General features: G+C 59.3%; 20 protein-coding genes. 11 read left to right on the forward strand and 9 right to left on the reverse strand.

The window, feature by feature from the left end; translation table 11 throughout:
• Positions 1–76 precede the first annotated feature (76 nt).
• Positions 77–943 (reverse strand): nucleotide exchange factor GrpE, encoded by an 867-nt coding sequence (locus BN3002_RS11555; protein ID WP_413772601.1) that lies wholly within the window; start codon positions 941–943, stop codon positions 77–79.
• Positions 940–2,823, reverse strand: a complete 1,884-nt coding sequence (gene dnaK, locus BN3002_RS07235) for a molecular chaperone DnaK (protein WP_058237292.1) — start codon at positions 2,821–2,823, stop codon at positions 940–942. Before dnaK ends, BN3002_RS11555 begins: the two co-directional genes overlap by 4 nt.
• 402 nt (positions 2,824–3,225) lie before the next feature.
• Between dnaK and BN3002_RS07240 the strand changes: the two genes are divergently transcribed.
• The 3 genes from BN3002_RS07240 (at position 3,226) to BN3002_RS07250 (ending at position 5,953) form a co-directional block, all read left to right on the forward strand.
• Entirely contained in the window at positions 3,226–4,188 is a 963-nt protein-coding gene (locus BN3002_RS07240) for an RsmD family RNA methyltransferase (RefSeq protein WP_307781420.1), read from the forward strand.
• 315 nt (positions 4,189–4,503) lie between these two features.
• On the forward strand, positions 4,504–5,286 hold the full coding sequence (locus BN3002_RS07245) for a CPBP family intramembrane glutamic endopeptidase (RefSeq protein ID WP_058237294.1): 783 nt from the start codon (positions 4,504–4,506) through the stop codon (positions 5,284–5,286).
• A gap of 211 nt (positions 5,287–5,497) precedes the next feature.
• The gene (locus tag BN3002_RS07250; protein ID WP_058237295.1) at positions 5,498–5,953 is read left to right on the forward strand and encodes a GNAT family N-acetyltransferase; all 456 of its coding nucleotides are present in this window, start codon (positions 5,498–5,500) and stop codon (positions 5,951–5,953) included.
• Positions 5,954–5,986: 33 nt separating this feature from the next.
• Here the strand turns inward: BN3002_RS07250 and BN3002_RS11425 are convergent, their stop codons facing one another.
• Entirely contained in the window at positions 5,987–6,367 is a 381-nt protein-coding gene (locus tag BN3002_RS11425) for a MarR family winged helix-turn-helix transcriptional regulator (protein WP_307781421.1), read from the reverse strand.
• 153 nt (positions 6,368–6,520) lie between these two features.
• On the opposite strand from BN3002_RS11425, the gene BN3002_RS07260 reads away from it, so the two are divergent.
• Positions 6,521–7,831, forward strand: a complete 1,311-nt coding sequence (locus BN3002_RS07260) for a M18 family aminopeptidase (protein ID WP_058237297.1) — start codon at positions 6,521–6,523, stop codon at positions 7,829–7,831.
• A gap of 317 nt (positions 7,832–8,148) precedes the next feature.
• Here the strand turns inward: BN3002_RS07260 and BN3002_RS07265 are convergent, their stop codons facing one another.
• From BN3002_RS07265 to BN3002_RS07275, 3 genes are all read right to left on the reverse strand, one after another.
• Positions 8,149–8,586, reverse strand: coding sequence for an Ohr family peroxiredoxin (locus BN3002_RS07265; RefSeq protein ID WP_058237298.1), 438 nt, complete (start codon positions 8,584–8,586; stop codon positions 8,149–8,151).
• A 238-nt stretch (positions 8,587–8,824) separates the two neighbouring features.
• Positions 8,825–9,349 carry an NUDIX hydrolase gene (locus BN3002_RS07270; protein WP_058237299.1) on the reverse strand — a complete coding sequence of 175 codons (525 nt, stop codon included), beginning with the start codon at positions 9,347–9,349 and terminating at the stop codon, positions 8,825–8,827.
• A gap of 29 nt (positions 9,350–9,378) precedes the next feature.
• Positions 9,379–9,855, reverse strand: coding sequence for a ribose-5-phosphate isomerase (locus BN3002_RS07275; RefSeq protein WP_058237894.1), 477 nt, complete (start codon positions 9,853–9,855; stop codon positions 9,379–9,381).
• 177 nt (positions 9,856–10,032) lie between these two features.
• Between BN3002_RS07275 and BN3002_RS07280 the strand changes: the two genes are divergently transcribed.
• A complete protein-coding gene (locus tag BN3002_RS07280) occupies positions 10,033–10,503 on the forward strand; it encodes an RNA-binding S4 domain-containing protein (protein ID WP_082628591.1) in 471 nt (156 codons plus the stop codon).
• 34 nt (positions 10,504–10,537) lie between these two features.
• Here BN3002_RS07280 and BN3002_RS07285 read toward each other — a convergent pair whose 3' ends face one another.
• A complete protein-coding gene (locus tag BN3002_RS07285; RefSeq protein WP_058237300.1) occupies positions 10,538–11,293 on the reverse strand; it encodes a hypothetical protein in 756 nt (251 codons plus the stop codon).
• A 148-nt stretch (positions 11,294–11,441) separates the two neighbouring features.
• Between BN3002_RS07285 and BN3002_RS07290 the strand changes: the two genes are divergently transcribed.
• From BN3002_RS07290 to BN3002_RS07305, 4 genes are all read left to right on the forward strand, one after another.
• Positions 11,442–13,271 (forward strand): ABC transporter ATP-binding protein, encoded by a 1,830-nt coding sequence (locus tag BN3002_RS07290; protein ID WP_058237301.1) that lies wholly within the window; start codon positions 11,442–11,444, stop codon positions 13,269–13,271.
• A complete protein-coding gene (locus BN3002_RS07295; RefSeq protein ID WP_058237302.1) occupies positions 13,268–15,331 on the forward strand; it encodes an ABC transporter ATP-binding protein in 2,064 nt (687 codons plus the stop codon). Before BN3002_RS07290 ends, BN3002_RS07295 begins: the two co-directional genes overlap by 4 nt.
• An 85-nt stretch (positions 15,332–15,416) precedes the next feature.
• Positions 15,417–16,295 (forward strand): aldo/keto reductase, encoded by an 879-nt coding sequence (locus BN3002_RS07300; protein ID WP_117394372.1) that lies wholly within the window; start codon positions 15,417–15,419, stop codon positions 16,293–16,295.
• On the forward strand, positions 16,292–17,095 hold the full coding sequence (locus BN3002_RS07305) for an LmeA family phospholipid-binding protein (protein ID WP_058237303.1): 804 nt from the start codon (positions 16,292–16,294) through the stop codon (positions 17,093–17,095). Before BN3002_RS07300 ends, BN3002_RS07305 begins: the two co-directional genes overlap by 4 nt.
• 171 nt (positions 17,096–17,266) lie before the next feature.
• Here BN3002_RS07305 and BN3002_RS07310 read toward each other — a convergent pair whose 3' ends face one another.
• A complete protein-coding gene (locus tag BN3002_RS07310; RefSeq protein WP_058237304.1) occupies positions 17,267–17,725 on the reverse strand; it encodes an Hsp20/alpha crystallin family protein in 459 nt (152 codons plus the stop codon).
• Positions 17,726–18,047: 322 nt separating this feature from the next.
• Between BN3002_RS07310 and BN3002_RS07315 the strand changes: the two genes are divergently transcribed.
• A complete protein-coding gene (locus tag BN3002_RS07315; RefSeq protein ID WP_058237305.1) occupies positions 18,048–18,464 on the forward strand; it encodes an ACT domain-containing protein in 417 nt (138 codons plus the stop codon).
• Here BN3002_RS07315 and BN3002_RS07320 read toward each other — a convergent pair.
• Positions 18,461–19,669 carry an oxidoreductase gene (locus BN3002_RS07320; protein ID WP_058237306.1) on the reverse strand — a complete coding sequence of 403 codons (1,209 nt, stop codon included), beginning with the start codon at positions 19,667–19,669 and terminating at the stop codon, positions 18,461–18,463. The two genes, BN3002_RS07315 and BN3002_RS07320, sit on opposite strands and share 4 nt — an antisense overlap.
• Before the next feature lie 225 nt (positions 19,670–19,894).
• On the opposite strand from BN3002_RS07320, the gene BN3002_RS07325 reads away from it, so the two are divergent.
• A complete protein-coding gene (locus BN3002_RS07325; RefSeq protein ID WP_058237307.1) occupies positions 19,895–21,220 on the forward strand; it encodes a DUF4921 family protein in 1,326 nt (441 codons plus the stop codon).
• Positions 21,221–21,451: the final 231 nt, after the last annotated feature.

Raw genomic sequence — 21,451 nt, forward strand, 5'->3', positions numbered from 1 at the left:
ACCTCATCTCCCGGTTGTCTGCCTGTGAGCAGTTCGTTTTCTCGTGGGCATCGGTTAATGCCCGTCCTTGTACGTGTCACTGTGGGTTGTGAACCATCACTTTCGTGGGGCGCAGAACCTTCTCACCCATGCGGTATCCGGGCTGCAGAACCTGGCCGATCACAGGGTGGTCGACATCCTCACTAGCTTGTGCCATCAGCGCCTCGTGCAGCGAGGGGTCGAAGTCGTCCCCTTCCACACCGTAGCGTTCCATCGCGAACTGACTCTTGAGAACTTCTTCAAGTTTGTTAGCGATCGCTGCGAAAGGTCCGTCTTCGAGGTCGCCGTGCTGACGCGCTGCGTGAATATCATCGAGGACGGAAATCAGCGCTTCTGCCACTTCCTGCTGACCGCTCACGCGGTGGGCGGATGCAGCTTCCTTGGAACGGCGCACGTAGTTGCCGTACTCCTGGTTCAGGTTGTACAGGTCGGCGCGTGCCCGAGCCAGGTCGTCATCCAGCTCTCCGATTCGTGCCATTGCCTTGGCCAGCTCGGTATCTTCGACATCATCCTCAAATGCGGACATATCGTCGGTACTTGCTGGCGCAGCATTGGCGCCATCAGCCAATTCGCTATTTACATCGTCTGCGCAGACATCGGAGGTGCCGTCAGATTCATTGGACGTGGTGCCATCGCGAGGGGCGGTCGAAGCTGAATCGTCTACATCTGAGTTTTCGCGTGCTGAGCCTGCTGGTTCAGACGCATCACCTGTGTGCGACGCATCGGCCTCACGGGCGGCAGCGCCATGCTGTGAGGCGCTGCCGGTGCCGTTGCCCTCGGCGTGTGCATCTGACTGTTTGCCGGATGCACACGCGTTCTGGTCGGTGGGACCCGATGGCGACACGCGCGGATCAGACTCGGAGGGCCCGGTCTGGCTCTTGTCGTTCATCGGTGTCTCACTCACTTGTCGTCGTCCTCCTCATCAACGATTTCAGCGTCAATGACGTCGTCATCGCTCGATGATGCATCTGCCTGGCCGGCGCCGGCCTGCGGAGCGTCTGCCTGAGCCTGGGCCTGGTCACCCTCGGCCTGCTGCGCGGCGTAGATTTCCTGACCGATCTTCAGTGATGATTCGTCGAGCTTGGTCATAGCCGACTTCACTGCTTCGATGTCGTCACCCTCGAGCGCCTTCTTGACCGCGTCGATATCCGTCTGGACCTCGTTGCGCGTACCTTCTGACACCTTGTCGCCGTCATCCTTGAGGAATTTCTCGGTCATGTAGACCTTCTGCTCGGCCGTATTGCGTGTTTCAGCTTCCTCACGACGCTTCTTGTCATCGGCGGCGTGCGCTTCAGCTTCCTTCACCATGCGGTCGATCTCATCCTTAGGCAGGGCAGATCCACCGGTAATAGTCACCGACTGTTCCTTGCCTGTGCCACGATCCTTTGCAGAGACGTGCACGATGCCGTTGGCGTCGATGTCGAAGGTGACCTCGATCTGCGGCTTGCCGCGAGGTGCCGGGGCGATGCCGCCCAGTTCGAAGGTTCCCAGCAGCTTGTTGTCGCGGGCGAACTCGCGCTCACCCTGGTAGACCTGAACCAGCACGGATGTCTGGCCGTCTTCCGCTGTGGAGAACAGCTCCGAGGACTTCGTCGGGATCGCGGTATTGCGTTCAATCAGCTTGGTCATGAACCCGCCCTTGGTTTCAATGCCGAGGGACAGCGGGGTCACGTCGATGAGCAGAACGTCCTTACGGTCGCCCTGGATGACGCCGGCCTGCAGGGCTGCGCCGATTGCCACAACTTCGTCGGGGTTGACACCCTTATTCGGTTCGCGACCGTCGGTCAGCTTGCGGACCTCTTCAGCCACTGCCGGCATACGGGTGGAGCCACCGACCAGCACAACGTGGTCAATGTCGGAGACCTGGATACCTGCGTCACGAATCACGTCGTGGAACGGCTGCTTCGTACGGTCAAGCAGGTCAGAGGTCATTTCCTCGAACTTGGCGCGCGAAAGCGATTCGTTCAGGTGGATGGGGCCGTCAGCCGTCATCGACAGGTACTGCAGTGAAATGTTCGTGGTCGAGGCCGAGGACAGCTCCTTCTTGGCCTGCTCAGCTGCTTCCTTGAGGCGCTGCAGCGCGACGGTGTCCTTCGACAGGTCAGCGCCTGACTTGGACTTGACTTGCTGGATGAGCCAGTCAACGATGCGCTGATCCCAGTCGTCACCACCGAGCTTGTTGTCACCGGCAGTTGCACGCACCTGAATGGTGGAGAAGCCGTCATCATCCTTGCCGATTTCCAGCAGGGACACGTCGAACGTGCCACCGCCAAGGTCGAAGACCAGAATCAGTTCATCTTCCTTACCTTTTTCCAAGCCATACGCCAGAGCTGCTGCGGTTGGCTCGTTGACGATGCGCTGAACGTTCAGTCCGGCGATCTGGCCGGCTTCCTTCGTGGCCTGACGCTGCGCATCAGAGAAGTATGCGGGGACGGTGATGACCGCATCGGTCACCGGTTCACCGAGGTATTCTTCCGCGTCATGCTTGAGTTTGCCGAGGATACGCGCGGAGATTTCCTGCGCGGTGTAATCCTTATCGTCGATGGACACTTTCCAGTCGGTGCCCATGTGGCGCTTGACTGACGAGATGGTGCGGTCAACGTTTGTGACGGCCTGCCGCTTGGCCAGTTCTCCGACGAGGACTTCGCCGGTGCTTGAAAATGCGACGACCGAGGGAGTGGTGCGCGCGCCTTCGGCGTTGGCAATAATGGTGGGCTCGCCACCTTCCAACACCGCAATAGCGGAGTTCGTTGTTCCCAGGTCAATGCCAATTGCTCGTGCCATTGAATCTATCCTTCCAAGTTGAGTCTGTTGCACTCAAGTTTAGAGGGGGGATGACGCCATGGCAAGTCCTACGACCTCAAACTTGAGTCTAATATGCTCAACTTCATCACGGTGAGGTTTATTCCCTCGTCACATGTGAGCAAGCCGACACAGCCTCCGGACACATCACCTTGCGATCGGGCACCCTCGCAGGCACCGTGACACAATTCCCCTATGCAATGTGGGTATTTCGAGGCCGGGCTGTGCCATTCGTGTACCCTGCTACCCACACCGTACGAACGTCAACTTGCAGACAAGGATGCGAAGGTTCGTCGCGCCCTCACTGAATTCGGCACGCCCGATCTGCAGTGGCTGGCACCTGCTGCATCGCATCAGAGGGATTTTCGCTCCAAGGTGAAACTCGTGGCGGGAGGGACACCCTTGAACATGCGGCTGGGAATACTGGGGGCGGATTTGAACGTGCAGGACCTGCGAGACTGCCCGATCGTCGTGCCTGCAATCCGCGATCAGCTCCCCCGACTTGCCCGTTTGATCGAGCGCATGCGCATCGAACCGTACAGCGTCAAACGGCGTCGAGGCGACCTTAAGTACGTCATTGTGACGGCAGGCGATGACAGACAACTAATGGTGCGCTTCGTGTTGCGCTCGCGCCGCCACATGTCGACTCTGCGCACTCATCTTGATGCAATCAGACAGGCGGTGCCGACCATTCGAGTGGTGACGGCCAACATTCATCCCACGCACGCAGCATTGGTCGAAGGGCCGGATGAGTACGTCCTCACCGACGAGGTAACACTGCCGATGACGGTTGGACGGACGCGACTGCAGGTTGGGCCGCGCTCCTTCACTCAGACCAACACGCGGGTGGCTTCAGCACTGTACATGCAGGTGGCGAGCTGGCTGACGGATGTAGATGCTCGCAGCGTGTGGGATCTGTATTGCGGCGTGGGCGGGTTTGCGTTAAATGCTGCAGCCGCGGGTGTCCAGGATGTGACGGGCGTGGAGATTTCCGGCGATGCTGTCGAGGCTGCGAAGAACGCTGCGCAGCACCTGGAGGTGGCAGCAAGGCGTGTGCGCACGCGTTTCATTGCGGCGGATGCGACCAAGTGGGCGCGAGAGCAGTCCGAACGCACGGTTCCAGATGCTATCGTGGTCAACCCTCCCCGACGCGGGCTGGGTGAGGAGCTTGCGACGTGGCTCAACGGGTGCGGAGCGCACCACATCGTGTACTCGTCATGCAATCCGGCAACACTGGTTGAGGATCTCGCGCACATGCCGTCGTATCAAGTGAGTCAGGGACGCATTTTTGACATGTTCGCGCACACCCGCCATGTCGAGTGTGCGGTTTTGCTTGAAACACAGTAAGGGCGAAGGTTTGCTCAATATACGATAAGGGAGCGGACCTGCTTGAAAGACGTTTGACTGCTCAAGTCTGCTCGATAGGAGCGCGGACGCCCCCTGAAATACACACAACCCCCACAAGGAGCGACACAACTTCCCCATCCACATGAGCCGACGCGCATTTATCATTTTGTTACCGACGGCCTGATTCGCGCTGGTTACACTGAAAACACCATTGAGATTAGCGGCTTTGCGAGAAGGTCATGTCATGCTCTTTCGGGCTCATACGTGAGGTCGTTCAACTCCTCGATCCCCGCGTCCACGAAACGAGGCGTCACAATGAAGGCGTTGTATCAGAAAAGTGAAATAACGTTCGCAATCATCATGATTGCTATCTACGTCGGCGGGACCCTCGTTGCACAGCAACTCACCGACCAGATCGGGATCACAGCGTTGATCCCGGCGATCTTCCATATCGCCCTTGTCGCAGTTCTTGCGTACTGGATTATCTCCAATGGCCTGGCGAAAAAGTACGGGCTTATCAAGCCGCCCTATCCTGCCGACAGAGCCTGGTTTTTCCTCCCCATTTTGATCGTTGCCACCAGCGGATTGATCACGGGTTTTGACTTCCGGTACACCGCTGTCGAAACCATCCTTTTCATTGTCTCGATGACGTGCATCGGTTTCCTGGAAGAAGTAATCTTCAGAGGTTTCCTCTTCCTGGCAATGGCGAAAAGCAATTTGATGGCAGCCATTATTGTGTCGTCATTGACGTTCGGGCTGGGACATATCGTCAACCTGCTCAACGGCGCCCCGCTGATGAATACACTCATGCAGATCGTTTTTGCAATCGTCGTCGGCTTCACCCTTGTATTGCTGTTCTACAACGGAAAGAGCTTAGTTCCATGTATCGTCTTCCACAGCCTGAATAATTCTCTGGCCATCATCGAAAAAACGAGCGCCGATGCGGCCTCGTCGCTATCAATGAGCGAGACGGCCTTCAACGCAGCGCTCCTGTCGTTCTGCGTTGTGCTTTTGCTGGCGTACTGCGTCTTCTGCCTGAAGAACCTGCGCGTGCGCGAGGATCAGCAGCTGCACGAGAGGCAGGATCTGACCCACTGAAGGCGTTGCCTCTCAGAGCGCCGACAGACATGTGAACGTCACATACCCGACCGTCGCAAGCGCGAGCGTCACGCGCCCACGCATCGCACGCCTGAGCATCACGCACCCAAGCGTCACACGCTTGAGCACCACGCGCCCGAGCGTCACTGGCACGCACGGCGGGCGATCGTGTCACAATGCTAGGGAGATTGCGCAACCCACAGGAGGCCTCATGGCGATCGAACGCGTCGATGATTTTTCGCCCGAACTGACCGAAGCAATGAAGCTGCTCATCCCTCAGCTGTCCCGCTCATCAGCGCCGATGGAGGAAGACTCTATCCGCGACTTTATTTCTCAACCAGGTGTGTATCTGTTTATCTATCGCACCGATGAGGCAGCGGGCGATTTAGCCGCCGGTCAGATCGCCGGAATGCTCACGCTGGCTACTTTCACGATTCCCACCGGTTTGCGTGCCTGGGTAGAAGATGTGGTCGTTGATGGCAGTACGCGCGGCCAGGGTGCCGGCCAGAAGCTGGTTGAAGCAGCGGTTGACTTTGCCCAGGAGCTTGGCGCACGCACGATTGACCTGACATCGCGTCCCTCGCGCGAAGCAGCTAACCGCCTGTACAAGCGGTGCGGTTTCGAGCTGCGCGAGACGAACGTGTACCGCTTCTCCGCCGGCAAGTAGTTCGTCAGCGGTTCTTTGCCGGCAAGCAGGTTATCAGCGGCCGCACGTCGAGGCGTCCTCGTCTTCCTGTTTAATCATTTCACTTTGCCGCGCCCCCATCTCTGCGCGCAGATCCAGACCAATCTGCTCAACGCGGCGACGTTCATCTGCAGTGGCGACTGCACCGAATAGCTGAGCGCCGTGCTCCTGAGTGATGACAGCGGCTTCTTGCTGCGTGCACTTTCCCTCGGGCGTCAACGACACCAGCATTGATCGTTTGTCCGAGGGTGACGGGGTGCGCTCAACAAGGCCAAGCTTTTCCAGACGGGCGATCGCGCGTGTCATTCCTGAGCGGGTGAACACCGACACGCGTTCGGAGGAAACACTGGCTGCGCTCGACCACATGGCTCGCCGCACAGTCGAGATCGCCGACAAGCTGAACTCCTGAGCCTCACTCGCGTGTTCGACGGCGGTTCGCGTCGCCTCGAGCACACTGTGACGCAGTTACTTACTGGCCGTCGCCGGTTCGTTCGGCAGAATTGACGAGGGCGACTCCACCGGCGTTGTTCCATCGCCTACCATGGAGTCATGTCCAATGTGAAACCTGTCGGCACAGCGACGGCCAGTGCCTTTACCTGCGATTACCTGTCTTTTCTGAGCGATTCCCCGTCCTCGTACCACGCTGCTGACCTCATTGCTCAACGTTTGGAGGATGCGGGGTGCGTGCGCCAGCGCGAAACTGACGCGTGGGATACGGCACCGGGTGGACACGTGGTTGTCCGCGACGGTGCCGTTATTGCGTATGTGATCCCCGAGTCTGTCACTGACTCGTCTGCGTTCCGCATCGTCGGCGCGCATACTGACTCCCCTGCTCTCGTGCTCAAGCCGTCTGTGCAGGCCACCACCGCCGACGGGTGGGGGCAGCTGTGCGCAGAGATTTACGGCGGAATGCTGCTGAACTCGTGGCTGGATCGCGAACTCAAGATCGCTGGACGCGTTCTCACGCAGGGTGGCGAGCAGCGCCTGGTCGCAACCGGCCCACTCGCACGCATCCCGCAGCTGGCCATCCACTTGGACCGTACGGTGAGTGACAAGGGCCTTGTGCTCGACAAGCAACAGCACATGAAGCCCGTATGGACTGTTGACGAGGACGACGCGTCGGTCCTTGATCTCGTGGCTCATACGGTCGATCTGGATGACGCCGATCAGATCGCATCCTTTGATCTAATCCTGACTCCCTCGCAGGGGCCTGCCGTCTTCGGATCGCATGGACAGTTTGTCGCTGCTGGCCGTCAGGATAATTTGTCATCGGTGCACAGCGGCCTCACCGCAATGGAGCGCCTGCTGGCTGACGGCATCAGTGGCAACGACGTACTGATTTTCGCCTGCTTTGATCATGAGGAAGTAGGATCGTCAACCAGTTCGGGGGCGGCCGGGCCGTTCCTCGAAGATATTCTGCGTCGCACGGCGGCGAGCCTGGGTCGAGACTTTGACGGGACGGCTCGGATGATGGCCGCCTCATCGTGCATCTCTGCTGATGCCGGGCACAGCGTGCATCCCAACTATGCTGATCGGCACGACCCTGACAACCGCCCGGTGATGGGTCGCGGTCCACTGTTGAAGTTGAACGCCAACCGACGGTATTCCTCGGACGCACCCGGGATCGCACTGTGGAAAAGAGCCGCACAGGCGGCAGGAGCACCATGGCAAGACTTCGTGTCCAACAATGCGATGCCGTGCGGCACCACGATCGGCCCGATCACGGCGACGCGTCTGGGAATCTGCACGGTTGACGTCGGAGTGGCATTGCTGTCGATGCATTCGGCGCGGGAAATGAGTCACGTTGCAGATCTTGAGTCTTTGTCAGCAATTTTGGAGGCCTACTGGCGCGGAGCCTGAGGCACGAAAGCGCTCTGCGCAGCGCCCTGCGCTCTGGCTCCCAGCTGCCTTCCTCCAGCTTCCTCTCGCGCCCGGCTGTCTCCACTCCCCCTCTTGTCCCCAACTGTCGATTTGGACGACGCGTCGACTGATGTGCGCGCAGACAAAAGCTCCTGACCTGCACAAACAGTGGCAGGGTTGCAACACCCCCGCCCTATAGTCGACCGAGATCGACAGTTGGGTCAATGAAAATGGACGTACACAACAGGTGCGGGCTACAGCTCACGCGCTGCAGCCCGCACCTGACACAAAGTTAGAGAACTGACAAGAACAAGACCTTACTTCGACTTTTGGCCGGTTGTGATCTGAACCGGAACGTTGTCAGCGATGGCCTTGGAATACGGGCACAGCTGGTGCGTGCGAGTCGCCACGCGCTTGACCGTCTCATCGTCGAGGCCAGGAATCTCAACATTGATCATGACTGACAGCGCAAAGGATTCACCTTCAGGCCCGATCCCCACGGAGCAGGTAACCAGCGAATCAGACGTGTCAACTCCGAGTTCTTTTCCAGCAAGTGCAAGCGCGCTTTGAAAACATGCGCCGTAGCCTGCGGCGAACAGCGCTTCTGGGTTCAGTCCCCCACCGGGGCCACCCATCTTTTCAGGGGCGCGCAGATCGGCCTGGAAGTCCAGCGTCGGAATCGTGACGGCTCCGTCGCGACCTCCCGTGCATTCGGCTTCAACTCTGTAGACGATTTTTTGAGGTGTATGTGTCATGAGCTCAATCTCACCACGTCCCCGATCTGTCGGCAAGTGCCGTTCCAGTCGGTGAAACAGTGCCACACGCTATCTACCCTGCTGGCCAAGCGTGCTCTCCGCTAATCCCCAATCTCTCCACTAATCCCCCATAACCGGCACGCACGGAGAATCTGCACGCCTCGAGCGGAAGTGGTTGTGTCTCACACTGTCCTATCTACGAACGGTTAGAAGCTGCACACTTTGGGCCTATGGAGTACTACCGATTGAACACCGCCGACCCGTCTTCACCTAACAGTGCCCGCTTAATTGCAGTTCGGAAGCGCTCATTAGTGGGAGGCAGGTCATTGGCTGGGAAAAACGCCGCTTCTGTGTTCTCGCCGTCGGCAGGCCACGGCTCGCCCTGCTTCCATTCACACACGAATGAGCAGTCCAGATAACTCGACACATCACCATTCGGGTAGGTCACAGGCCCCACGACCTCCACCGACAAGAGGCGCTGCGCAACCGCTTCAACACCGGCTTCTTCACGAATTTCACGTTCAGCTGCAGCAGCCGGTTCCTCGCCTGGATCCACGATTCCCGTCACGGGCGTCCACTTGCCGTTGTCAGCACGCTTGACCATCAGCACTTCAATATCAGCCAGGTCAGCGTTCGCGCCGGTCACCCTCGTCAATGAGGAAGACGCAGCAGGACGCAATACGACTGCCGTGCACCCTGGTATCCACAGCGGTGCGTGGCCGATTTTGGAGCGTAATTCAAGGATGAAAGGAGGAGTTGCCATGCATCTACCCTAGTGGCTCGTGACGCAAGCTAACCCCGCTCTGCCTCGAACTGGCTGATCTGACCGATACGGCGGACGTGGCGCTCCTCGTTGGAGAAAGGCTCGTCGAGGAAGAGGTCGATCAGGTGAATCATTTCCTCCTCGGGGTGTTGACGGGCTCCGAGCGCGACAACATTCGCATCGTTGTGCTGGCGGGCCAGCAGCGCGGTCGATTCGTTCCAGACGAGGGCGGCTCGCACACCATCGACCTTGTTGGCGGCGATCTGTTCACCGTTTCCGGACCCACCCAGCACGATGCCGAGGGCGTCTTTTCCTGCCTGCCGGTCCGCGACAACGGCCTGCGCGGCGTGAATGCAGAAAGCGGGGTAGTCGTCTTGCGGATCGTAGGACTGAGGGCCATGGTCGTGAACCTCGAATCCACGCTCCCGCAGGTGTTCCTGAATCGCATGCGACGCATCGAGCCCCGCGTGATCTGTAGCAATGTGGACGATACGAGGAGTACTCATGTCGAGTCCTTTCATCATGGTGAAGCGGCGTTGCTGACGTGAGGTCTGTACAGTGACCTGTTCCAATCGTAGCCATCGCATCGGCGGGATCCCAATCGGTTCGCACCTGTGTGCGTCGTCCGCCACCCGCTCAAGGTGCGGAAGGTAGAGCGGCTCTTCTCGTTCTAGGATCTGTCTATGAGCAACCACGATGCTGAATACGGTTTTCCGGCTGAGAGCGCTGATCCTGCGCACGCGGAAGTGCCGATCCCTGCGGGCGCACTCAGCGACCAGCCCTTCGTGCGGGTCGATACGTGGTTGTGGGCGACTCGGCAGGTGAAATCGCGTTCGGCTGCGACGGCTGCCGCCCGCGCCGGTCACGTGAAAGTCAACGGTGAGGCAGCGAAAGCCGCACAGAAAGTCAGAGTCGGCGACGAAGTGCGCCTGCGCGTCGAAGGATTCGATCGCGTGCTGGAGGTGCGTCACCTCCTGGCTAAACGGATGGGCGCCCCTATTGCGCGGCAGTGCTACGTTGATTTGTCGCTTCCTCGGCCTCGCCTCTCAATTCCGGTGGCTCGGCGCGAAAAGGGTACAGGTCGCCCCACCAAGAAAGAGCGTCGCGAACTTGATCGCCTGCGCGGACGCGACTCATCGATCCGCTGGCGTTAGCCACCCTCGCTCAGCTGAGCACGCCGCGCCGCGCTCAGCCCTCCTGCTCAAAGGCCTCATGCAGTGCCTTTTTCCACGACCGGTAGCGCTGGCGAATCGTGGCGCCTGACACGATCCGCTCGCCCGCAGCCCGCTGCTCAGAGGCCCACTCGCAGTAGTTCTGATAGGTCAGACGATCCGACACCTGCGAGCTGGAGGATTCCTCACCGGATTCTTCGCGCAGTTCGTCGTTAAATTTGCGCAACGCCTTCATGATGTCCTCATCACTGAAGCGCGTGGCTCCAACCCGCCTGCCTGAATACGTCGCAACTCCCAGACGGGACAGAGCTGTGTTCCACCTGCCATCGCCAACACGCGTGGCGACAGTGCGGGCGGTCGGTGGCCACAGCGCCATTCCGGCGATCGATCCTACTTTCCAGGCTTCCAGCAGAGCCGAGCGGGCGCGGTCAAAATCAGCCACAGAGATCGACGCCTGAGAGGTCTCACCAGACACCTTGTCATTCACCTGTGTGACCCACCACACAGTACGAACGATGTTTTTTGCGATCTTCTCCGCAAGTTCATCCGGGTGGTCGAGACCATGATGACGGATAACAGGCTCAACAATATCGTCAATTTCGTGCCAGGCGTGAGGCGTGCCACCCTCGGTCAGAGGAACAGCTTCAGTCGGCTCACCATTATTCGCAACATATTCAGCCACTTTCCCGGCATGAACATAGGCGAGCACCAACCAAAAACCTGCAATAAGCTCATCAGGTGAAAAAGCAGGTGTTCTGTATGACGTAAACATGGGCACGTCGGAAGTTTACTCGATTAACCTGAAATGTCCATCGGTCACGCAACAGCGCAAAAACGCCATCGTGAGCATGATGACACAGCGTCTCTTACCATATGTGAGTGCGTGAAAACGTCACGCACTTCGATGGAATGGAAAACGCGTGCTTTTTCGTTTTGTTTGGCGCTATCTGCGTACACGCCTTCTTGAAGTGATCGGCATTATCGTGCTGCAGGTAATCGCAACCATAGCCGCACTGAATCTGCCGAGCCTCAACGCCCGCATCATCGATGAAGGCGTCGCACAAGGTGACACTGACCTGATCTGGAAACTCGGCGCAATCATGATGGGGATCACTCTCGTCCAGGTGGTCACCACTGCGTTCGCTGTCTACCTCGGCGCCCGTACGGCGATGGGTCTGGGCGCCTGGGCACGTCACCGGCTCTTCACTCATGTGCAGTCGTTCTCCGCTCAGAACATGCATGACTTCGGTGCCCCTTCCCTGATCACGCGTTCCACCAACGATGTGCAGCAAATCCAGATGGTCACCCTGATGACCTTCCTTATCATGGTGCAGGCACCCATTAACGGCATCGGTGGAGTCCTGATGGCTGTGCGCCAAAATCAACGCCTCTCACTATTGCTCCTGGTCGTCGTCCCCATCCTCGCGGTCATTGTCGGCATCATCATGGCGTTCCTCGCACCGCAGTTCGCCCGCCTGCAAAAACGCATCGACACGATGAACACTGTCCTGCGCGAAGAACTCACCGGCATCCGCGTCATCCGCGCATTCGTGCGTCAACCGTTTATCCGCGAGCGCTACGACTCGGTCAACGCGTCTGTACGGTCGGTCTACCTGCGCATCGGTATCCTCTTTTCGATCATGTTCCCCTCGGTGACGCTGATCATTTCGATGTCATCGGTTGCAGTGGTGTGGTTCGGCGGATCCCTGATCGACAGCGGCAACATGCAGATCGGCGCGCTCTTCGCCTTCATCAATTACCTCGGCATGATCTTCATGGCCGTCATGATGGCCGCCATGATGTTTGTGATGGTGCCTCGCGCCGGCGTCGCCGCACACCGTGTCACCGAGGTTCTTGACGCAGCTCCCACAGTTGTCACGCCCGCGGAAGCCCAGTCCCCCTCGAACATGGCGACGCACATTGACGAGGGCGACGCTGCCGCATCCGAAGATTCTCACCACGACACCACCCTTGACCAGGGCCAATGGGTGTTCAGCCTTGACCACGTCAGCGTGCATTACGACGGGGCACTCTCACCAGTCCTGGATGACATCTCGATCACTCTGAAACCAAGAACGACAACTGCAATCATCGGCTCAACTGCTTCAGGCAAGACCACGCTGGTGAACCTGTTGCCGCGCCTGATGGATCCCACAGGCGGAACTATCCGGGTCAATGGCGTCGATGCGCGCGACATAGACCTGGCTCAGCTACGCCAGCGCATCGCGATGGTGCCGCAGCATGCGTACCTGTTTTCCGGCACCATTGCGCAGACAGTGTCCGGATTGTTGGACGTGACACGAACCGACAACCTGACAGACGAGCAGCTTTCCAGGGTGGAGCGCGCACTCGAGGGCGCTCAGGCCACAGAGTTCGTCTCCAAGCTTGATGGCGGTGTGAATTATGACGTCGATCCGGGCGGGTCGAACTTCTCCGGCGGTCAGCGCCAGCGCCTGTCGATTGCGCGTGCCCTGTACCGCGATGCCGACCTGTATATCTTTGACGATTCTTTTTCCGCGCTGGACTACGCCACAGATGCGCGCCTGCGGGCAGGTTTATCTGATCACACCGGCAACGCAGCGATCGTGGTGGTGGCGCAGCGCGTTGCATCGATTCGGCACGCCGACACGATCATCGTGCTGGAAGATGGTCACATCGCCGGTCGCGGCACGCATGAGGACTTGATGAAAAGCTGTACGACGTATCAGGAAATTGTTGCCTCACAGCTCAGCGAGGAGGAGGCAGCATGAGCACTGATTCTCAGCCACAGCGCCGGCGCCGCGGCGGGCAGTCCAACCGTCCTCGCGGCAACCGCGGGGTCGCACCTGGAGGCAAGTCGAAGAACTTCTCCGGCTCGTTGAAACGCCTGATCAAGTCACTGCGACCCGATGCATTCATTCTTTTCATCACGTTGCTGGCATCTGCAACGTCGGTGGTTCTGTCAGTGATTGCACCGAAGATCCTCGGCCGCGGCACAGACATTATCTTTAACGGCGTCATCGGGAAGATGATGGCGGACGCGCCCTCGAAAGAAGCGGCAATCGAGGCGATGCGCGCCTCGGGTCATGATCGTTTCGCTGACATGCTTTCTGCGATGGACGTCGTGCCCGGCCAGGGAATCGACATGAGCCAGTTGGGCAAGGTCCTGCTGACGGTGTGCGCAATCTACGCCGCCTCAGCGTTGGTGGGGCTGGTCGGTGAGATTCTGCTGCGCATTGCCGTTCAGAACGCCGGGTGGCGGATGCGCGATGAGATTCAGCGCAAGATCGAACGGCTGCCGCTGAGCTACCTCGATCAGCATTCGCGCGGTGATCTGATCTCTCGCGTCTCCAACGACGTCGACAACGTCACGCAGGTCATGAACCAGACGCTCTCCCAGTTCTTCCAGTCAGTCCTCACCGTCGTCGGCATTGTCGCCATGATGGTGTCGATGTCGTGGAAGCTCACGTTGTTGGCGATGGTGATCATTCCCTTCGGTGCAGCGATCGCCGTCTACCTGATGAAGAAGGCGCAGCCGCAGTTCGTTGAGCAGTGGAATGCGACCGGCGAGGTTTCCGGCGTCGTGGAGGAAGCGATGACGGGGCACGAGGTCGTTGCGCTGTACGGATTGGAAGAGCGTTTCACCGACGAATTCAACGACGCCAATACGCGGCTGTATCACTCATCGTTCAAGGCGCAGTTCATCTCCAACCTGATGATGCCGTTGATGGGGTTACTGTCCAACGGGTCGTACGTGGTGGTCGCCGTGGGTGGCGGGCTGATGGTCGCCAACGGTGGAATGACGTTGGGCCAGGTTCAGGCCTTCATCCAGTATTCGCGTCAGTTCTCGCAGCCTCTGGGCCAGTTGGCGTCGATGGCGAACTCCCTGCAGTCCGGTATCGCTTCGGCTGAACGCATCTTTGAGTTCCTCGATGCACCTGAGATGGAGCCGGATAACGGGGCGTCCTCGTTCGCGCTGGCCCATGTGGAGGCCACTGATGAAACGCCAGAAGCTGCCAGCAGCCAGACATCCTGGGACGGTCAGGCAAGCACGGCAGAAAATGAGCACGTGCGCGGGCACATCGTCTTTGACCACGTGCGCTTCGGCTATTCGCCAGATAAGCCCGTTATCAAGGATCTGTCGGTGGAGGTACAGCCTGGCCAAACTGTCGCGATCATCGGGCCAACGGGTGCCGGAAAGACCACGCTGGTGAACCTGCTCATGCGCTTCTACGAGCTGGACTCCGGTGCGATTCGGATCGACGGCGTGGATATTTCGACGATCAACAAGGATGTTCTGCGCTCCCATATGGGAATGGTGCTGCAGGATACATGGCTGTTCGAAGGCACGATTGAGAAGAACATCGCGTTTGGGCGTGAGGGCTCCACACCTGAGGACGTCAGGCAAGCCGCGAAGGAGACGGCGGCGCATCGCCTCATTACGCAACTTCCCAATGGGTATGACACGAAGGTTGCCGACCAGGACGACCAGATTTCGGCCGGTGAGCGCCAGCTTTTGACAATTGCCCGCGCATTCATCGCACACCCGGACCTGATGATCCTCGATGAGGCAACATCCTCGGTTGATACGCGCACCGAGGCACTGGTACAAAAGGCGATGGATCAAATCAGCCAGGATCGCACCTCGTTTGTCATTGCGCACCGCCTGTCAACGATTCGCGATGCGGACCTCATTTTGGTGATGGAAGACGGCGACGTGGTGGAAACTGGCCGTCACGTGGAACTGTTGGAACGCGGCGGGGCGTATGCCCGCCTCTACCAGGCTCAGTTTGCGGGCCCAGCAGTGACGGACGAGGACGATATCGCATAGGCTCATGAATGGACGCCTGGGCACGTAAGCTGAAGTGGAGCACGTGCCCGAGCATGTTGACAGATCATGAGAGGAGCCAGCCATCATGGCGACCGCATCGGCAGACATTCCACAGATCCCCACGCTTTCCCTGGCCACAGGAGCCACGATTCCTCAGCTGGGTTTTGGAACCTACAAGATCACTGAGCATGTCGTCGAAGCAGTGTCCAACGCGCTTGCCCTGGGGTACCGCCATCTCGATACGGCACAGATGTACCACAATGAGGCCGAAGTCGGGCAGGCCTGGGCGCAGTCAGGCGTTGCGCGTGAAGAATTGTTCATCACGACCAAGCTGGACAACCCCAACCACGAGCTTGATGTGGCGCGCGCCGCGTTCGCACAGTCACTGAAGGATCTGCGCACCGATTATGTGGACCTGTTCCTGATCCACTGGCCACTGCCCACGCTCTACGGCGGCGACTTTGTCACCACGTGGAAGGTGCTCGAGGAGTTCTACGAAGACGGCCGAGCCCGCGCCATTGGCGTGTCCAACTTTGAGCCGCACCACCTGGAGGTACTGCTGGAGCAGTCCAGTGTCGTCCCGATGGTCAACCAGATCGAGTCACACCCCTACCTGCTCAACCAGGAGGTGCATGACTTCGATGACAAGCATTCGATCATCACTGAAGCGTGGTCGCCGCTGGCGCGTGGCCGGGCAGCATCTGATGACCGCCTCAGTGAAATCGCGCGCGAGGTCAGTGAGCAGGCGGAGCGCGACGTGTCAGCTGCTCAGGTGGCTCTTCGCTGGGCTTTGCAGCGCGGCGATGTCATTTTCCCGAAGTCCGTGACACCGGAGCGACAGCGTGCCAACATGATGCTCTTTGATTTCGAGCTCACCGATCAGCAGATGACTGCGGTGGCCGCCCTCGACGAAGGGGAAGAAGGCCGCACGGGTGCTCATCCTGACGTGATGGATCGTCTGTGAGCGCGCCACCTCCCTACGCGCCGGAAAAGTCACGTTCGCACACAGGCCTGTGGATCACGCTGGTAGTGATCGTCGCGCTCGCCGCCGCACTGGTGGGTGCAGACCGCTACCTGGCGCACCGCGTCGAAAGTGACCTCGCGTCCAGGGTTGAAAGTGCGCCTGGTGCCGTCACTGCCCCTCAGGGAACCACGGACGAGGGGGGCGCTGCTGACGGCGAGGATGGTGTTGACGTGTCAGTTGCCGATATCCCGTTCCTCACGCAGGTTCTGGGTGGGGCGATTTCGACGCTGGATGTGCATGTGCCCGGATGGGACGTGGATGTGTCCGGGAGCCAGTTACGGCTGAACGATATCGACATCAGCGTGCACAATGTCGGGACGTCCTCGCCCTACCACGCGCAGTCGGTTGAAGGCACCGGGCGGGTCAATCAGGATTCGTTGCAGCAGGTTCTGGATGATCAGCTGCCTCAGTACATCTCAATGCCCGCTACTGTCAGCGTCACCGATGAAGGCGTGAGCCTCGGCATGGAAATCCTGGGCCAGCAGGTCACGGCGATGGCAACACTGGCGATCGGTGACAACGGTCGATCCTTGGTGATCACGCCCACCACCATTCAGGCCGGAGCGCTCAATCTTCCGCTGGATGACCTGCTGACGGAATTCAATCTGGACGATCTGCGCGTTCCACTGGATCCGCTGCCATCCGGGCTCATGATTTCGTCACTGCAGACCTCGGACAGCGGCCAGATCACCGCAACGCTGACCGGCGCTGATATCGATCTGGAAACGCTCTTCCGATAATTGCAAAACCGCATAAGAAACCACCCGCCTGCCGGACTTATTTCAGATCCCAGCAAGCGGGTGGTTCTCTCTTCAGCTAGTCGTCGGATCGATGCGGATCCCGGCCAGGCAGCGCTTCAGTGCCGCGGCCTTCCGCCCTCAGCTCCTCGACTCCTCGCACAGAGGCCGACCTCAGTTTTCGTCGGAGTCGTGCGCGTCGGCTTCGATGGTCTGCGCTCCGTCATGAGCACTGTCCTCCACCGCAACAGCGATCTTGCGCGGTTTGGCAGCTTCTGCGACCGGAATGGTCAGCGTCAAAACGCCGTCGCGGTAGGACGCGGAAATTCCGTCCAGTGCCACTCCGTTGCCCAGTGTCAGCTGACGGGCAAACGCACCGGATGGGCGCTCGTGAGAGAGCCACTGAATGTCTTTCGCGGTCTCGGCTTTGCGCTCAGCACTGATGGTCAGCGTGCGCTCTTCCACGTCGATGTCGATCGTGGAGGGGTCAACGCCGGGCAGATCCATCTTCGCGATGAACTCATCGCCGCTGCGGTACAAATCCAGCGGCATGCCGGGGTTGGCCGGAGCCTCACGCATCACTGAGTTGAAAATACGGTCCATGTCACGCATGGGATCAAAACGAGTCACCATAACAATCTCCTTCACTTGTCCAAGGCGCTCGGCCCCCTCGTGACCGCACCTTGGTGGCTCCTCCCAGAGCCTCTGTTCGCTTGATGGTTCTAGTCTGCATCGACGAGGATGACTCCGCAAGCAAAGTTGAGTCTCTTTCACTCAAGGCTGAAAGTTGACACACCTAGACTCAACTTTCAAAAGTAGTTGCGCTTGTGGATCACTCCCTGTGATGGGTCGCCGAAATGCAGGCCAATATCCTCCAACGAAACCCCTTTAACTCACAGGTCTTCATTGTGAGACACCCTCGCAAACAGACGACGCGATCGGTATTGTCGAAGACATGTCCGGGTTAAAAGATCTTGATTCAGTTCTTGCAGCGCTTGACGCCACCCCACAGGGTGTCTACGTCTTTGCGTCAGTTCACTCCATTCCCGAAGGGCTACAGCCTTTCGCAACAATCCAGGAAGACGAAGGCATCACCGTTGTCGTCGCTGAAGACGATGCGCGCGAGGCTGGCCTGCCGATGGACGAACGCTATGCACTGATCACGTTGGGCGTGCATTCCGCACTGGATTCAGTGGGCATGACCGCCACCATCACCCAGACGCTCGCATCGCGATCCATCAGCTGCAACGTGATCGCCGGCTACTACCACGACCACCTTTTTGTTCACGTGGATCGAGCAACGGAAGCGGCATCCATCCTCGACAATCTGGCACGTCAGGCACGAGGCTGGCTGCCACCAGCCCAGGCCTAGTAACGCGCGGTGCCGCGCAGATACGGATCTGGCCACGCCATCTCGGAGCGAAGACGCATCGCCCATACGTGCGGCAACATCGGATCAGTCAGAAGCGGGCGCCCCACTTCGATCATGTCGGCGCGACCGTCCACCAAAATCTGTTCAGCCTGTTCAGCTCCCGTAATAAGGCCCGCGGCTGACACCGGCACATCGGTAATTCCTGCATCATGCAGGCCTGTGCGGACAGCCTCCGCGGCGAACACCTGGTACCCCACGCCGCCGTGAATATGCGCGTCAGGCACGTTGCCTCCGGTCGACATGTTGATCATGTCCACGCCGCGAGCGCCTTCGTGAGCACTGAACTCAGTGCCGGGGCGTGCCAGTTCACGGGCAAGACGTACTGTTTCTTCCAGTGTCCAGCCGTCGCGACCGTCCTCGGGGTATTCCTTCGTCCAGTCAGTGCCCGACAGGCGCACGCCCAGGACGACCTCGTCGCCAATACGTGAACGGATTTCCTGTGCTATGCGGCGCAGGAAACGCGTGCGGCCCTCGAAGTCACCGCCCCACTTGTCAGTGCGTTTGTTGGAAAATGGTGAGAGAAACTCGTGAATCAGGTAGCCGTGAGCGCCGTGGATCTGCACGCCGTCGAAACCTGCGCGCATGGCCCGCTCTGCCGCGTCACCAAACGCGCGGATCAGGCCGTCAATTTCCTCACCTGTTAACTCACGAGGCGTCCCCAACCGCTCGTTGAATGCCACGGCCGACGGGGCAACGGTTTGCCACTCAAGTTCATGGTCGCGTTGATCCGAGATCGGAAGGTCACGCCCTGCCTGGCGTGCCCAGCGGCGAGAATGCTCCACCGCCCAATCCATCGGATCTGACGCCTTCCGTCCGGCGTGGCTGAGTTGGATCAGGGCAGTTGAACCGCCAGCGTGGATCGCGTCAGCTATGCGCGCAAAGGCCGGGATTTGCTCGTCCGAATGCAGGCTCAGGCAGTACGGGGAGATACGCCCCTCGGGCACGACCCCGGTCGCCTCGACAATGACGGCTGCTGCACCGCCGAGCGCCCTCGCACCATAATGCACCACATGCCAGTCGGTCGGCTGCCCCATTGTGGGGCCTGACGGGAGGGCGGAGTATTGACACATCGGAGGCATCCACACGCGGTGTGCAATTCGGCGCGCTCCCACTTCAATCGGTTCAAACAAACGCACGCGAGCCATGCCTCCACCCTACCGATGTTCGGCGTCCTCACAATAGCCCGACAGCAGTGCACCACTGAATTCACTGAGCGCATACATGGAATCGGGGGAGCTGCCGCCACGAAGCGGCGTCTGCCTCGTTACCCCTGATGAGAGGGTGAACATACGCCGCAAGAGAACAGGAAATTGCTGTCGAGCCTGTGCCGGGCCCGTCAGATGAGGGCGAGTGCGACTACGCTAGGAGGTATGGCGAAGGAGCAAGAGACCCACGACCGGGCCATTGTGCGGCTAGCTGATGGCACCGTCAAACAGACGAACCTGCTGTCCGGCACTGAAGTGTGGACCGTTCCCGGCCGGGGACACCGCCCTTTATCCGTGCCAGTTGAGACGCCCGAGCAGCTCGACCCAGATCAGCACGGCAAATACTGCGCCTTCTGTGAACAGCGCTATCTGGAGACTCCGCCCGAAAAGGCTCGTCTGATTCGCGACGAGGACGGCAACTGGAAACAGCTCGAAGCACTGCCAGCCGATGAGCTGACGTCGACTGTCGCTGAGTTCCGCCGCATCCCGAACCTCTTCGAAATCGTGTCCTACAACTACTGGCACCTCAACCACGGTCACGTTCCATCTGAAGCTGAGCACCGTCGAATGGCTGAATACCTGGCTTCCTCGACAGGCTATGACCACGTGATGCGGGTTGTGCGCGCGCGGATGATGGCGGGCGGCATGTCCGAGGAGGACTTCGATGCTCTGTCCGATTCAGAAAAGCTCCAACAGGCGAACGGGTTTTTCTCCGGTGGTCACGACGTGATCGTTGCGCGCCGACACTATGTTGATGGCGCGACGGATAATACGCAGCTGGCGGGGTCTGGCACCCTCACCCCGGAGGAGCACTATCAGTACACGGCATTCACTACCCGCGCGATGGCTGACCTGTACGGGTTGGATCCTGCTGTCAAGTATGTGGCGGCGTTCCAGAACTGGCTGAAACCCGCCGGCGCGAGTTTCGATCACCTGCATAAACAGCTGGTCGCAATTGACTCTCACGCGGTTCAGACTGAGGCAGAGCTTTCCCGCCTGCGAGCGCAGCCGGATCTATACGACGACATTTTCTCGGTCGGTGTCACGCGACGCCTGCTGATTGCGCAGAATGAGCACGCCATTGCGCTGGCCGGTTTTGGTCACCGCTACCCCACCATTGCGATCTGGCCGCTGGGCGAGCCGGTCAACCCATGGCACGCCTCCGATGAACAGGTTCGCGGAGTTTCTGACTTGCTGCATGCTGCGCACGTGGCCACCGGGGTCGACGTACCATGTAACGAGGAGTGGTATCACCGACCGCCCGGGGTGTCGACGCCGATGCGGTGGAGGATTTTGCTCAAGTGGCGCATCTCCACGTTAGCCGGTTTCGAGGGCGGCACTCGCATCTATCTCAACACGATCGACCCGTGGACTGTGCGCGAACGCGTTGTGAAGCGTCTGCTCGAAGAGCGCGAAAAGGGCACGATTGCACCGATGAAGATCGGTGATGAATGTTCGGCTGATCCGAGCCTGCTGCACGGCGAGGGGTGACGTTCTGTCCGCGCGACGCGGTCCGACCTTCCACTCCACAATTCCTGGGCAGCAGAGCACAGCGCCGTGCGCCTCACCCTCGAGCAGTGTGCCGCTGGTGTCTCGCAATTTGGGCATATTCCCCCATTAATCTGAGAATTACCTGAAAACTCTTGAGTATGGATTTGATGCCAGCTACTGTGTGGAGAACGTTATTCCGATCAGGGGTGATCCGGTAATCATCCCACCGAA

The sequence above is a fragment of the Actinomyces ihuae genome (assembly GCF_001457875.1).
Taxonomy (GTDB): Bacteria; Actinomycetota; Actinomycetes; order Actinomycetales; family Actinomycetaceae; genus Pauljensenia; species Pauljensenia radingae_A.